This window comes from Morganella sp. B601 (assembly GCF_051172335.1).
GTDB lineage: Bacteria > Pseudomonadota > Gammaproteobacteria > Enterobacterales > Enterobacteriaceae > Morganella > Morganella morganii.
On record NZ_JBPIZE010000003.1, the window covers coordinates 235,933 to 248,309 of the forward strand.

The window sequence follows — 12,377 nt, forward strand, 5'->3', positions numbered from 1 at the left end:
GTTGTTTATACAGATAAAAATCAGCGTAATGTTTCATCCGCACGCAGAGTTAACACTTCATAGCCGGTCGCGGTCACCAGAATGGTGTGCTCGGACTGCGCGGATAATTTTTTATCCCGCGTCACCACCGTCCAGCCATCTTTTTTGGTTTTGATTTTCGCGCCGCCCTGGTTAATCATCGGCTCGATGGTAAAGGTCATCCCCTCTTTCAGTTCCGTTCCTTTACCGCGCACACCATAGTGCAGCACCTGCGGGGCTTCATGCATCTCACGGCCGATACCGTGACCGCAATACTCGCGCACCACGCTGTAGCCACGTGATTCCGCGTAATGCTGAATAGCAGAACCGATATCCCCGAGCGTCGCGCCCGGCTTCACCTGCTGAATACCTTCCCACATGGCATCATAGGTGGTTTTCACCAGTTTACGGGCCAGCGGTGACGCTTCCGGCATCACATACATTTTACTGGAATCGGCAATAAAGCCGTTCTTCTCAAGTGTGATATCCACGTTAATGATATCTTTGTCTTTCACCAGTTCGTCCGCTTTCGGAACACCGTGGCACACCACTTCATTCAGTGAGGTATTCAACACATACTGAAACCCGTACTGCCCTTTACTGGCAGGGCGTGACTGAAGGGTGTTCACAATATAATCTTCAACTTTGTCATTAATCGCCAGCGTGGAAACACCCGGTTTAATGAAATCGTCCAGCATGGCAAAAACGCTTGCCAGCAGACGACCTGATTCCCGCATCAGCTCAATTTCTTCAGGTGTTTTTATAACGATACTACTCATGCTGTTCTCCTTTCCGGCTGACAGACTCTTTTTCCAGCATTTCGCTGACAAGCATTGTGAAGGTTTTATCCGGATTCATTTCAGCCTGCATTCCGATTTTGATCCAGAATTCTGCCTGAGCATTGATAGAGCGCGACATTACCGTGCTCGCCCGGCGCAGATATTCATGTAATTCATCGGAGATTTTAACAATACCCACGTGAAATCCTTAACTGACAAACCATATATAAAACAGATATGGTTCATATAGTAGACCTCCCGCAAACGGGAATCAATCGCATCCTGCCTATTCAGCATAATCCGCAAAAAATGCGGTTCAAAAAATAAGCAGCCCCATTCCTCTTTTTACCTGATCCAGCGTCTGCTGTGTCACTTCCCGCGCTTTTTCTGTCCCGTGGCGGATAACCGAAAGCAGATAAGGTTTATCCGCCATCAGCCGCGCCCGCTCCTCACGGATCGGTGCCAGCAGTAGCTGCAGGCATTCGTTCAGCACTGATTTGCACTCTCTGTCGCCTAAACCGCCCGCCTGATAACGGGCTTTCATCTCAGCAACCAGGACTGTATCCGGATGAAACGCATCAAGATACGCAAACACCACATTGCCCTCAATCCGCCCCGGATCAGACACCCGCAGATGCTGCGGATCGGTAAACATAGCATTGACGGCACGCGTCAGTTCATCTGCACTGGCAGAGAGATTAATCGCATTCCCCAGTGATTTGGACATCTTACCGTTACCGTCAATTCCCGGCAGACGGCCGGTTTTACCTATCTCAGCACGGCAGTGAACCAGTAATTCCTGCCCGGTAACATGATTGATCTTACTGACAATCTCATTGGTTTGTTCAATCATCGGCAGCTGATCTTCCCCGACCGGCACCAAATCAGCTTTAAACGCGGTGATATCTGCCGCCTGGCTGACCGGATAAATCAGAAACCCGGCCGGCAGTGTACGGGAGAACTGCTTCTGAATGATTTCCTGTTTAACGGTCGGATTCCGCTCCAGCCGGGAAACGGTCACCAGATTGAGATACAGCAGTGTCAGTTCAGCCAGTGCGGGCAGCGCCGATTGCAGGCAAATCACCGAACGGGCGGGATCGATGCCCGCCGCCAGGTAATCCGCCGCCACATCATAAAAATAACGGTTTACTTTTTCCGGTTGCGCGCCGTTATCCGTCAGCCCCTGCATATCCGCCATCAGAATATACTGCACGGCAGAATGCTGAAGCCTGACCCGCTGTTGCAGCGAGCCGGTATAGTGTCCGAGGTGTAAAGGCCCGGTGATACGGTCGCCGGTCAGAATAACGGATTGGGAGTGATGAACAGACATACGATTTCCTCTTTTATTGTGATCAGAGGCCGCCGGGGTGAATGCAATATGTCTGAAATGAAATCGCCGCACTCCGGCGGCGATTTTTGCAATTAAAACTGAATAACAAAACCGGCGCCGCACGTTGTGCGCCACCAGAAAGCATTGTGTGATAAACAGCCTGGAATTTTATTATTCATCATGCTGACAATGTACAACCTTTATATCTTATTGCCACTCTTTTTTTTGCTGCGACGGATATTTTCATTTCTGCTGTTTTTATTTACATACTTTATTCTTTGTCAGCACACCCCGGACAAAGATGACAAATCATGACAATAAATCAGTTTTCTTTCATTGAGTTACCGGCTTTATCAGGTAGAATCAGTCAGTGAAGACACATTATGATTTATTACCTTCCGCCGGAGAATGTTTATCGGATCAGACTAAAGTTATATTAAGGAGAATATATGTTTTTACTGACACTCGGATTTATTATCTTATCCTGTCTGTTTGCCACCGTCATGAGCCCGAAATGGGATGATTAAATGAACGCAGACGTATTGTCTCTCTGAACGCCTTTCAGTGTTATATCAAAACTGAAAGGCGTTTTTATTTATGATGCTGTGCAATACCCTGTTCTCCCTTTCCTTCCCGGCAAAAGCACATTTTCAGACTAATCATTTTTGACTAATTCATATAATTTAACTATCTTTAAGATGTTACCAAGCTGAAAGTAACACCTGACGCCTCTGAACCGGTTTCGTTTGTTCAGAAGCTTTTTTATTTCCCGTCAGAAATGTAGGTCAATAACCCGGTAATATATTGTATATTATGGAAAAAACATAATGCAATATAAGTATCCCACCTGATAAAAACCACTACGTGTAAATACTAAAAATAACCGTGAATACATTTTTATACTGTACATTTTCCGTATAGTAGCTATATTGATAAGCAGTTTTAATTAATTGATATTCACATTACTGACCTGCTCCTGACTGTGCAGGTACACGTTCTGACATGATTTACCCGCACACTTACCTGTGCGGGTATTTTTTATTCCCCGGAGGACGGACAGCAGCAGGATTTTTTCCCCGTCAGCGCGGCTTCCTGTACCGGCGGACAAGCCACCGTGCCGTAAGAACAAAATACGCAGCAGTCTCCCGGAAGCGGTTATGGTGTAACATCGTATAAAACAACACCTGCCACCGGTTTCCCTGTAACGGCCTTGTGTTGTGCTTTTGTTTAGACAGCCCCCTTTATTATATACACATGAACTTTCCATACTGTTCATGATTATCATACCTATATCCTTTCCGCCCGGTCACGTTTTGTGTCCGGGCTTTTTTTTATTCTTTTCGCTTTCCTGCGGACACAAAAAAAGGTCACCACAGTGACCTCATTTACTTTACTACCTTACATCAGCGGGGAATTTTAATGATCCCGCCAATGAAGACACCGACGATAAACGGGAATACTCCGAAGCCCAGACCGATCCCCCCGCCGATAATCAGCTGACCGCCGGTTTTTCTGGTGTTACTGACGGAGAAACATCGCCGGTTCCCGGCCGGAGAAAATCAGTAATTCCGCCGCCGCTGACAGCAGCACACTCACGAACAGATAATTCTTTCATACGGATATCCTTATCAATAAAAAAGTTATATAGCGACATACCGGTTTACAGATAACGTCATGGTATGTACATATATACTCCATATTATTTAAATCTTAATCAAGAATTCCTTTGTTATACCATAAAAAACAGAGAATAATCCGTATATACCGGTATTCATATTAACTAATCCGTGGTCCTATTTATTATTCACAGCGACAATATAATCAGAAATTATCTATCACCCCTCTTCAATAAAAAATAATTTCATTATTTATCTTACACCTCAATTTTAATTACTGACTGTTATTAAATAACACATTACTTATACGGACTGAATCGTTCTTTATTAGCCTGAGACAGTTCCAATGCCGCAAAAGCTTTGGCTTTTTCATCATAGTGATCACTTTTCAGTACATCAGAGGCCAGAGTTTCAATATCGCTCCGGTTTGTTTTTTAGTATTTTATTGTACCAGTACCGATGTGGCCAGTTTCTTTATCATAGGAGATGGCGGCACCCAGCGGCCTGTGATATTAATTTTTCAAATAATCGGGATTAATGATACTCCATTATTATTTACCAATAGAAATAAATAAAAAATAACAAGCATCATACCCCTTTACTTTACCCCTGTTTTTTCGCAGAAGAACAAAAATAAATTCCGGAAATAATTAAAGCACCACTTAAAAAATGGAAACTGTGTAATTTTTCACTGAGGAAAAGAACACCAAAGAAACCGCCACTCAGCGGGATCAGGTGAGAGAAAATCTCCCCTCTTGTTGCGCCGATAGTCAGGATACCTTTATTCCACAGCAGGTATGAGAACCAAGACGGGAAAATAACCAGATAGGCAAGCCCGGATATAAACAGCGGCGAGGCATAGTTTCCCATATTACTGATCTGAAAATCATGTGAAAACAGATAAATAATCAGTATTGGTAACATCATCAGGCTGCCGGTCACCGAGCTGATGGCCACAAATGCATTACCTTTCACCTCACGGGGTTTCAGTCTTAAAAAAGCACAATACAGCGCCCAACTGATGGCGGACCCCAGTGCCCACAAATCTCCTTTATTCAGATGACTGATCACTTCTGAAAAATTCAGATTACCTTTAAGTATCAGATAAATCACACCTAACGTACTCAATAATACGCCGATATAATTTTTCCCCTGAATTTTTTCTTTAAACACCAGCGCATTGATCAGTAAAACAATTGACGGCGTTGCCGACATATAAATAGCGGCATTAAGTGCTGTGGTATATTGCAGACCGATATACAATGTGACCGGGAATAAAACCTGTCCGCATAATGACAGAAACAGAATTATCCCTTTTGCCTTTTTCATGAATTCCCACTGCTGTTTCACCTGACTGAAATACAGCGTCATCAGTAAAACCGCCGTCACCAGCCAGCGCAGTTGCGATAAAATCACCGGGTCGGCTTCAGTCACCAAAAGGTGCCCGACAACATAGTTCCCACCCCAGAAACACGCCGCCAGCGTTAAGAATAAATAAGGCATATCCCGCTCCAGTCTGGTCAATATTTATCCGACCGTAACATGGTGACCACAAAGCAGGCTTGTTATTTATCAAAATAATTATGAATTTTAAAATAATTTTTAATGAGTGTGGGCCGGAGGAATAACCGGCTCTTCTCCCGGGTCAGGCGGTGCAGTGCATCATATTCAAACCGGTATGATTCTTCTTTTTCATTGACCAGCGCTTTCAGCCGCCCGAAGATATTACGGCCGAAGGTGATTTTCTTGTCGCCGCTGTCAGTAAATCCGGTGACACGCCCGGCATCATCATAGGCCAGTGTGGTGTGATAACCGGAGCAGTCGGTATAGCGGGTCAGTTGTCCGCGGGTATTGTAGCGGTAACGGGTGATACTGCCGCCCGGATCAGTCTGCTGAAGACAGTCCCCCTGCTCATCCCATACCAGCCGGGTGGCATGCCCCAGCGGATCCATATACAGGTGGATATCCCCTTTGGTGTTTCAGGCAGCACAGTAAATAAGGCCCTGAAAACAGAACGATTTTACATGGTCAGCTATGCCCTGAAAGGCAAAAACAGCAGCCCGCCGCCCGCCATTACCTTAAAATGGCACTGGCTGAAAGCGGCAGGATTTGAGACCGGTTTCATATTTACCGTCAAGATTTTAAACGGCTGTTTGGTATTAATCCCGGATAGCGAGGATATCCGGGCAATTAAGTAGCAAAATCAGCAACAGCAAGCCCAGATCGCTGCGTTTAAACTTAAGGTTAAGGCGCTGATCGGGGAGTGATGTGGTGATTTACCTGCTTTGGTGTATGGGTATAGCCAAAGCAGGTAGATATATCTTTCAAACCACAGGCTATTTTTAGCCTAAATCCCCCACATATAGTTCGTTAAATATAACATCATCATTCAAATCTGAAAAACAATCAAAATCATCAATATCCTCAGGCATTCCATAATAAACATGAAAATCTTTATCAATAACAAGATAGCCTTTTATAATTTCTTATTTTTTTGATACCTCATTCAATTTTGATGCCGTAATTCCCGGATATAGTTTATTTTTATAGCTACCGCTATATGGTGGCTTACACCATAATGCAATAATTACTCCATGTTCATCACTAGTAAATGATATTGCACCACCATTTATTTTATGAAGAAAAAATTTTCCTACCGAATTACTGATATCATGTTTTTTTATCGTAAAGCCACTATTAATACATCTAATTACATCACTAACATTATCACTCAGAGATACCCCACCTATTGATTTCCCTGGAACAATATCAGCATCCAGTCTTATAACTATATTCTTCATTACTTACTCCAAGGATTCATTAAAGAACCATCAATATACACAGGTGAATTCTTTATCCTATCATAATTATTAAACTTACCATGCCCAATTCGTTCATAAACAGACTCTGCAGGATCATTAGGTTTTATTACCTTCCAATAATCACTGTTATGAGTTTTACCCGATGTATTGTAATCAAGATGATATACTTCACCTGATTTTGTGGTTTTTTCAAATACAACATGCTGTATTTTTTGAGGTGTCGCACTTTGTGGGTATGTAGTTTTCCAACCTTTACTATTTAAATATACTTCCACATCTGATGGTTTTTTTCCTGACAATAAATCAACATACCGTTTAGTTATTCTGTCTCTCTTATTAAATCTTTTTAGTGAATTGCGGCACGCTAACCCCCACGGATCCACCCACACCAGTGCATTCGGCGCATACTGATACAAATTCAGCCCGCCCATCAGCCCTATCGGGTTCTGCTGGGTAAAGCGTCCCGTATCCGGCGCGTAGTACCGGAAAGTATTATAGTGCAGTCCGGTTTCCCCGACGCTGTTACAGCCTTACACATTATTACGCCGCTACGTGACGCACCATCCGTCAAAAAGCTGCCTGTCACTGGAATTTAAATACCGCGGCAGCTATAAAGAACCGGAAACCGCACAACTCTCCTGTTTTCTTGATCCCGCTGTCTCCTCCGCCGGTATTTTATTATTGTGGCTGAGTCAGTATTTTGATCATATCGAACAGGCTCACGGCGATATGCTGTATCACGGTGACGAAACCCGGTTCAGCTTTATTCCTCAGATCGGAAAAAATAATTCGGTATTAGAAGGAGCAGAGGAAAAACCGAACTGGCCGCAAAAACTGCTGGAAGGGTTATATATCGATCATGTGCACCATTTTATCAATATTGATGTTCCGGCGATTGTTCCGGAACTTGACTGGGCATTATCAGACACCTTCACACTGAATATTTATTTCAGCAAACAGCTGCCGCTGCGTAATGATCAGCTGACAAACAGTTTTCTGCTTAATTGTGCCGCCGTGGTGAATCAGGAAGAACAAAAAGAAATCATACTGGATTTTCATGAAAATGAAGCGGTTTACCGTCTGCCGCTGGATGATGCCCACTACATTACGGAACTGGAACATATTCAGCTGGCTTTCGAGCCTCACGAGGAATTCCGCGGCGTTGTCGCTGACTTCTACCCGGTAACACACCTGGCACCGGCTTCCCGCCTGCTGCCGCAATATCAGGATGCCTGGTTTTACGCGCTCAGCATCGATAAAACCATCACCGGCCAGAATCATTATTATATCCATTTTTATGATAATCACGGTAAAGCACTGACCGTTCTGCCGGGCCCGCATTTCCGCTGTACTTACCGCTGTATTATCAGTGCACCGCAAAGCCGTGCGGAGGATATCTGCCATCTCAGCCCGCTGCTGCCGGATCTGCTGGAAGCCACCGGTATCACACAATGCACGCCGTGCTACCCGCCGATAACGGATAATCACGCTTACTGGAATCTGCTGTCACACTACAGTGCCAACAGCTTTATGCTGTCGTCGGTGGATTCGGTAAAACAGCTGATCAGCGACTATGTGCTGTATCAGGATACAGACCGGCAGCGCTGCAAACAGATAAACCAGCTGCTGAGCGGTATTCACGCGGTTGATTCAGTACTGGATGACCGTCTTGTCCGGGGAAAACCTTACCGCTGTCTGGATCTGACAATCACTCTTGATCCGCATAAATATGACAATACCGGCGATGCCTTTATGTTTGTCATGCATTTATATCATTTCTTCCCGTTCTGCCTGTCAGAAAATATGATGCTGAAAATGAATGTGCAATTTACCGATAATGATACGGTCTGGCATTTGGCGCCTTATTTACTGAACGGGTATAACTCACTGATTTAATTAAAACCGAATAAAAATCAAAAATAAACACAGTTAATTTTTATCGGCATTTCATTCAGATTTATCACTGCTGACAATTTCTGTCATTCAACAGCGTTATGATATGAAAAACCACAGGAGGCAGCATGTTTAAACCAAACAGCATTATTCTGTACGTCAGCGACGTTGAGAAAAGTACCCGTTTTTACACCAGACTTCTTAATGCAGAGCCTGTTGAACAATACAGTGAATTTTCTGTTTTTGCCTTATCGGACGATATGATATTAGGACTTCAGGCAAAATCCGGCATCGACCCTGCACCACAACCACATATTGGCGGTATGGAAATATGCATGTCAGATATCAGTAACCGTGAAGTTGATGAGATTTTCCGCAAATGGAGTGAATTGGGGGTGGAGATTATTATGAAACCCGCAATGCTGGATTTCGGCTACACCTTCGTGGCAACCGACCCCGACGGACATCGCCTGAGAGTCTGTGCGACTGACACCACGAATATTGACTGATGATAATCCGGTTGTGCCGGCTCTTTATCTGTCAGATAGCAAATAAGATAATGATTAGGAGAAATGTTCCGGCACAACCAATATTTATTGTTTTCTGCTGCCCATACATTAAAATTAATTTTTACCGGTAAATGACCAGGTTAATAAATGACATCTGTGGACAGAGTACTGCACAGTTTAGTTTGTGCCCTTTTTTTTGCTGGCTGGTTCTTAATTCAGTTTGTTATGCTGGCCTTCCCCGGCGCAGCCACCAGTAGCGGAGCTTTTGCCGCATGGCCGCTGTTCATGATCTTATTTGTTTTGCCTTATTCCCTGTTTTCCCGTGCATTTTACCAGAAGCGGACCGGACTGATGCCCTTCGGTACGATACAGTTATCAAGCCTCTGGCTACCGGTAATCTCAATGATTATATTATCTGTTGCAACCATGTTTTACGGTGAAGATGAAACATGGTTACTGCGGATATTTACCTTTTCCCCTTTACACCAGTTTATTTTTGTTGTGGCTGTCGTTTTCGCAGCCCCGGTCATTGAGGAAATTATTTTCAGAGGCTTTCTGCTGAATGCAGGGATAGGATACGGCCCGAATGGCAGGCGCGTGGCTATTGCTGTCACTTCACTCTTGTTTGCGTCAGCACACTATCAGTACCATTCTCCCTTCACGTTTATTATAATTTTTGTGATGTCCGTTATTTTTTGTCTGGTCAGAATTAAAACTAATTCCCTTATAGCACCGATTATTCTGCATGCCCTGTATAACGGCATACAAATGCTGTTACTGTTTATTCTGACGGATATCAGCTAACGGAAGATTATATAGTCCAGAAAGTAAACCGATGATAACCATATATAAACAGCGGATAGCATAATCAGCAATAATACCGCGAGCGCTATATTTTTTCTTCACCGGCTCATCCATGTCTCTTTTCCCTGAAAATGTACATCTATGATGAAAATCATGTCCTGACTCAGTATACCGGTACATTAATTTAATTCTGTGCACAGCTCAGCTTTTAAGGCCACTTTATCTCCGTTCCGGAAATTTTTGGGCATACTGTCATCAGTAGCAGCCTTACCGGGTGTTACCGACCGATAAAAGCCGCTATAATCAGTTCCGGGAACACTGCCGGCAGCGGCAGAGAGTAACGTATAAGTGCAAGGTATAAGTTACTGAATTTTAAATAATTTATATGGTGATAGCGACTATGGCGTTACTGATTACCGAACGTTGCATAAACTGCGATATGTGTGAACCTGAGTGCCCTAATGAAGCGATTTCAATGGGGGATTCTATCTATGAAATTAATCCTGATTTATGTACTGAGTGTGTCGGGCATTATGATAAACCGACCTGCCAGTCAGTCTGTCCGATTACCAACACCATTATTATCGATCCTGAACATACCGAAACACAGGAAATGCTGTGGGATAAGTTTGTGCTGATGTATCACGCCGATAAGATTTAAGCGTAATGATGCGCCCGCAGAGGGCGCAATTTCAGGTGTTTGTTTCGAGAATAACCGTAGCACAAGCGTAATGACGCTCGTCGGCAATAGAGACATGGTAGTGTGTGACTTCACGGGCGGCAGCCAGTTCTCCGGCATAGCCGAGAAAGGTCAGATTAGGTTTGCCGAGTGAATCATTACTGACTTCAAACTGGTTAAACGCCAGCCCCTGACGGATCCCGGTGCCCAGCGCTTTGGATGCCGCTTCTTTAACCGCAAACCGCTTGGCCAGAAAGCGCACCGGCTGTTTATGCTGCCGGTACACGTCCCATTCCGCGTCACTGAGGATCCGTTTTGCAAAGCGGTCACCGGAACGCCCGATAACCGCTTCAATACGACTTATTTCAACAATATCTGTTCCGATGCCGACAATTGCCATTAACGACGGGCTTCCCGCAGCAGGGTTTTCATATCCGCAACAGCAGCAGCCAGTCCGCTGAAGACCGCACGGCCGATGATCGCATGGCCGATATTCAGCTCATAAATCGCCGGCAGTGCCGCAACACGCTGGACGTTGTGATAGTTAAGACCGTGTCCGGCATTCACTTTCAGGCCCTTACCAGCCGCATAGGCTACCGCATCTTTGATACGGATAAATTCTTTGTCTTCTTCCTGAGACGTTTCCGCGTCCGCATAAGCACCGGTGTGGATCTCAATAAACGGCGCGCCGACATCATCCGCAGCATCAATCTGAGTATGGTCAGGGTCGATAAACAGGGAAACTTTAATACCCGCTTCAGTCAGGCGTTTCACCGCACGGGCGATTTTTTCTTTCTGACCGGCGACATCCAGACCGCCTTCCGTAGTGACTTCCTGACGCTTTTCCGGTACCAGGCAACAGAATGCCGGTTTAATACGGCAAGCGATATCAACCATTTCATCAGTGACCGCCATTTCCAGATTCATGCGGGTCTGAATGGTTTGTCTCAGCAGTTCCACATCACGATCGGTGATATGACGGCGGTCTTCGCGCAGATGCACAGTGATACCTTCCGCCCCCGCCTGTTCTGCGACAAATGCCGCCTGAACCGGATCCGGATAGTTGGTGCCGCGTGCATTACGGACAGTTGCAATGTGGTCAATGTTTACACCCAATAAAACTTCACTCATTTTTTATCATCCTCCGGGTAACTTTTGTTATTCAGTTTAACCTTTTTCAGACGAAGAGGAACCACCGCGGCCATTTTCTTTTGAAACCAACGGCGGGCGCACAAATTGACGAAATAATTCGCGGCTTTTCAATGGTTTTCCGCCGAGATAGGGTTTTAAAGCGATGCGGGTGAAGCGTTTGGCGGCACGTAAAGTTTCCGCATCCGGGAATTCCCGGGCGGCAAGTGCTTTCAGTTCACGACCGGTGAAACTGCTGTTATCCACCACCAGACTGGCGATAAAGCCTTTTTCCTCGCGGTAACGGTACGTCATGGTATCAGAGACTTCCTGACCGCTGCCCGCACAGTGAAGAAAGTCAACGCCGTAGCCGATATGGTGCAGCAGTGCCAGCTCAAACTGACGCAGTGCCTGCTCCGGTGTGGTATCACTGGCCGCGAGATACTGAAGGCAGCGCAGATAATCAAAAAACAGGGCGGAATAGGTAACGCCGTTAGCCAGCACCCGGGAGAGCAGTTCATTGATATACAGGCCGCTGTAAAGAACAGTGCCGGTCAGAGGTAAAGCGAGGGAGATAGGATCCGCATCGCGCAGGGTTTTCAGTTCCCCGCGCCCGCCCCAGCGGATCAGAAGCGGCGTAAAGGGCTGTAAAGCCCCTTTGAGACCGGAACGGCGGCGGCGCGCCCCTTTTGCCAGCAGGCGCTGCCGCCCTTCCTGTTCAGTGAACACATCCAGCATCAGGCTGGTTTCACTGTAAGGGCGACTATGGAGTACAAATGCGCGCTGCCAGCCGTCCATT

General features: G+C 45.4%; 16 protein-coding genes and 2 pseudogenes. 5 read left to right on the top strand and 13 right to left on the bottom strand.

Going from position 1 to position 12,377, the window contains the following annotated elements:
- Nucleotides 1-20 precede the first annotated feature (20 nt).
- From map to ACSBQN_RS09650, 7 genes and pseudogenes are all read right to left on the bottom strand, one after another.
- Nucleotides 21-797: a type I methionyl aminopeptidase gene (gene map / locus ACSBQN_RS09620; protein WP_004236966.1), complete on the bottom strand. Its 777-nt coding sequence runs from the start codon at nt 795-797 to the stop codon at nt 21-23.
- Complete coding sequence (locus ACSBQN_RS09625) at nt 790-996, bottom strand: ParD-like family protein (RefSeq protein WP_004241949.1); 207 nt, start codon at nt 994-996, stop codon at nt 790-792. The genes map and ACSBQN_RS09625 overlap by 8 nt, the downstream gene beginning before the upstream one ends.
- Before the next feature lie 117 nt (nt 997-1,113).
- Nucleotides 1,114-2,127 carry a tryptophan--tRNA ligase gene (gene trpS, locus ACSBQN_RS09630; RefSeq protein ID WP_214167726.1) on the bottom strand — a complete coding sequence of 338 codons (1,014 nt, stop codon included), beginning with the start codon at nt 2,125-2,127 and terminating at the stop codon, nt 1,114-1,116.
- Nucleotides 2,128-3,165: 1,038 nt separating this feature from the next.
- Nucleotides 3,166-3,276, bottom strand: a pseudogene (locus ACSBQN_RS09635) (hypothetical protein); the annotation flags it as partial.
- 343 nt (nt 3,277-3,619) lie between these two features.
- A complete protein-coding gene (locus tag ACSBQN_RS09640) occupies nt 3,620-3,742 on the bottom strand; it encodes a hypothetical protein (protein ID WP_262875534.1) in 123 nt (40 codons plus the stop codon).
- A 604-nt stretch (nt 3,743-4,346) separates the two neighbouring features.
- Nucleotides 4,347-5,246 (bottom strand): DMT family transporter, encoded by a 900-nt coding sequence (locus ACSBQN_RS09645; RefSeq protein ID WP_354632842.1) that lies wholly within the window; start codon nt 5,244-5,246, stop codon nt 4,347-4,349.
- A 62-nt stretch (nt 5,247-5,308) separates the two neighbouring features.
- Nucleotides 5,309-5,695, bottom strand: a complete 387-nt coding sequence (locus ACSBQN_RS09650) for an RHS repeat protein (RefSeq protein ID WP_036407091.1) — start codon at nt 5,693-5,695, stop codon at nt 5,309-5,311.
- 72 nt (nt 5,696-5,767) lie between these two features.
- Here ACSBQN_RS09650 and ACSBQN_RS09655 point away from each other — a divergent pair, with 72 nt between their 5' ends.
- Nucleotides 5,768-5,941 (top strand): SymE family type I addiction module toxin, encoded by a 174-nt coding sequence (locus ACSBQN_RS09655; protein WP_236595565.1) that lies wholly within the window; start codon nt 5,768-5,770, stop codon nt 5,939-5,941.
- A 288-nt stretch (nt 5,942-6,229) separates the two neighbouring features.
- Here the strand turns inward: ACSBQN_RS09655 and ACSBQN_RS09660 are convergent, their stop codons facing one another.
- On the bottom strand, nt 6,230-6,544 hold the full coding sequence (locus ACSBQN_RS09660) for a hypothetical protein (RefSeq protein WP_354632843.1): 315 nt from the start codon (nt 6,542-6,544) through the stop codon (nt 6,230-6,232).
- A gap of 377 nt (nt 6,545-6,921) precedes the next feature.
- Nucleotides 6,922-7,077, bottom strand: a pseudogene (locus ACSBQN_RS09665) (RHS repeat-associated core domain-containing protein); the annotation flags it as partial.
- Nucleotides 7,078-7,117: 40 nt separating this feature from the next.
- Here ACSBQN_RS09665 and ACSBQN_RS09670 point away from each other — a divergent pair.
- From ACSBQN_RS09670 to ACSBQN_RS09680, 3 genes are all read left to right on the top strand, one after another.
- Nucleotides 7,118-8,461: a type VI secretion system baseplate subunit TssF gene (locus ACSBQN_RS09670; protein WP_354632844.1), complete on the top strand. Its 1,344-nt coding sequence runs from the start codon at nt 7,118-7,120 to the stop codon at nt 8,459-8,461.
- A 125-nt stretch (nt 8,462-8,586) separates the two neighbouring features.
- Nucleotides 8,587-8,967: a VOC family protein gene (locus tag ACSBQN_RS09675; RefSeq protein WP_337137201.1), complete on the top strand. Its 381-nt coding sequence runs from the start codon at nt 8,587-8,589 to the stop codon at nt 8,965-8,967.
- A 426-nt stretch (nt 8,968-9,393) separates the two neighbouring features.
- Nucleotides 9,394-9,771, top strand: coding sequence for a CPBP family intramembrane glutamic endopeptidase (locus ACSBQN_RS09680; RefSeq protein WP_354633310.1), 378 nt, complete (start codon nt 9,394-9,396; stop codon nt 9,769-9,771).
- Here ACSBQN_RS09680 and ACSBQN_RS09685 read toward each other — a convergent pair.
- The gene (locus ACSBQN_RS09685) at nt 9,742-9,885 is read right to left on the bottom strand and encodes a hypothetical protein (RefSeq protein ID WP_354633324.1); all 144 of its coding nucleotides are present in this window, start codon (nt 9,883-9,885) and stop codon (nt 9,742-9,744) included. The two genes, ACSBQN_RS09680 and ACSBQN_RS09685, sit on opposite strands and share 30 nt — an antisense overlap.
- Nucleotides 9,886-10,171: 286 nt before the next feature.
- On the opposite strand from ACSBQN_RS09685, the gene ACSBQN_RS09690 reads away from it, so the two are divergent.
- Entirely contained in the window at nt 10,172-10,432 is a 261-nt protein-coding gene (locus tag ACSBQN_RS09690; protein WP_015422607.1) for a YfhL family 4Fe-4S dicluster ferredoxin, read from the top strand.
- 31 nt (nt 10,433-10,463) lie between these two features.
- Here ACSBQN_RS09690 and acpS read toward each other — a convergent pair whose 3' ends face one another.
- Genes acpS through recO form a run of 3 tightly spaced genes read right to left on the bottom strand, consistent with a single transcriptional unit; the run spans nt 10,464 to nt 12,376 of the window.
- Nucleotides 10,464-10,850, bottom strand: a complete 387-nt coding sequence (gene acpS / locus ACSBQN_RS09695; RefSeq protein WP_004236981.1) for a holo-ACP synthase — start codon at nt 10,848-10,850, stop codon at nt 10,464-10,466.
- A complete protein-coding gene (gene pdxJ / locus ACSBQN_RS09700) occupies nt 10,850-11,581 on the bottom strand; it encodes a pyridoxine 5'-phosphate synthase (protein WP_024473957.1) in 732 nt (243 codons plus the stop codon). The genes acpS and pdxJ overlap by 1 nt, the downstream gene beginning before the upstream one ends.
- A 36-nt stretch (nt 11,582-11,617) precedes the next feature.
- On the bottom strand, nt 11,618-12,376 hold the full coding sequence (gene recO, locus ACSBQN_RS09705; RefSeq protein ID WP_024473958.1) for a DNA repair protein RecO: 759 nt from the start codon (nt 12,374-12,376) through the stop codon (nt 11,618-11,620).
- Between the last annotated feature and the right edge of the window lies 1 nt (nt 12,377).

Excerpts from the sequence above, each read along its gene's own strand:
- ACSBQN_RS09645 (WP_354632842.1), bottom strand. The coding sequence starts at position 5,246 with ATGCCTTATTTATTCTTAACGCTGGCGGCGTGTTTCTGGGGTGGGAAC.
- ACSBQN_RS09640 (WP_262875534.1), bottom strand. The coding sequence starts at position 3,742 with ATGAAAGAATTATCTGTTCGTGAGTGTGCTGCTGTCAGCGGCGGCGGA.
- trpS (WP_214167726.1), bottom strand. The coding sequence starts at position 2,127 with ATGTCTGTTCATCACTCCCAATCCGTTATTCTGACCGGCGACCGTATC.
- ACSBQN_RS09655 (WP_236595565.1), top strand. The coding sequence starts at position 5,768 with ATGGTCAGCTATGCCCTGAAAGGCAAAAACAGCAGCCCGCCGCCCGCC.
- ACSBQN_RS09685 (WP_354633324.1), bottom strand. The coding sequence starts at position 9,885 with ATGGATGAGCCGGTGAAGAAAAAATATAGCGCTCGCGGTATTATTGCT.
- ACSBQN_RS09680 (WP_354633310.1), top strand. The coding sequence starts at position 9,394 with ATGTTTTACGGTGAAGATGAAACATGGTTACTGCGGATATTTACCTTT.
- pdxJ (WP_024473957.1), bottom strand. The coding sequence starts at position 11,581 with ATGAGTGAAGTTTTATTGGGTGTAAACATTGACCACATTGCAACTGTC.
- acpS (WP_004236981.1), bottom strand. The coding sequence starts at position 10,850 with ATGGCAATTGTCGGCATCGGAACAGATATTGTTGAAATAAGTCGTATT.
- ACSBQN_RS09675 (WP_337137201.1), top strand. The coding sequence starts at position 8,587 with ATGTTTAAACCAAACAGCATTATTCTGTACGTCAGCGACGTTGAGAAA.
- map (WP_004236966.1), bottom strand. The coding sequence starts at position 797 with ATGAGTAGTATCGTTATAAAAACACCTGAAGAAATTGAGCTGATGCGG.
- ACSBQN_RS09690 (WP_015422607.1), top strand. The coding sequence starts at position 10,172 with ATGGCGTTACTGATTACCGAACGTTGCATAAACTGCGATATGTGTGAA.
- recO (WP_024473958.1), bottom strand. The coding sequence starts at position 12,376 with ATGGACGGCTGGCAGCGCGCATTTGTACTCCATAGTCGCCCTTACAGT.
- ACSBQN_RS09650 (WP_036407091.1), bottom strand. The coding sequence starts at position 5,695 with ATGGATCCGCTGGGGCATGCCACCCGGCTGGTATGGGATGAGCAGGGG.
- ACSBQN_RS09660 (WP_354632843.1), bottom strand. The coding sequence starts at position 6,544 with ATGAAGAATATAGTTATAAGACTGGATGCTGATATTGTTCCAGGGAAA.